Annotated in this window: 1 protein-coding gene; it reads right to left on the bottom strand. The window is 65.9% G+C overall.

What is annotated here, in order from left to right:
- The coding region (locus tag PZC42_RS24925; RefSeq protein WP_277214300.1) for a MutS-related protein at positions 1-232 on the bottom strand (232 nt) is incomplete at its 3' end.
- Positions 233-258: the final 26 nt, after the last annotated feature.

The following is a 258-nucleotide window of genomic DNA, read 5'->3' as shown; positions in this document are numbered from 1 at the left end:
AGTTGTCGAAAGCGCCCATGCGTGTGAACACGGCGTCGAGCATGCCCAGCGTCGCCGACTCCGCGGGCACGTACGACCCGATCTGGCCCATGATCGCGATCAGCGCGACCTGCCGCACGTAGCTGGACTTGCCGCCCATGTTGGGGCCCGTGACGAGGAGCGCACGGGTCCCGTTGGCGCTGAGGTCGATGTCGTTGGGGACATAGCTGTCGAGGAGGAGTTGCTCGACCATCGGATGACGGCCCTGCCTGACGCAGA

This window comes from Isoptericola croceus (genome assembly GCF_029382255.1).
GTDB classification, from domain to species: domain Bacteria; phylum Actinomycetota; class Actinomycetes; order Actinomycetales; family Cellulomonadaceae; genus Isoptericola; species Isoptericola croceus.
Note: the sequence above shows the minus strand (reverse complement) of the source record. Positions and strands in the feature narration are given on the sequence as shown.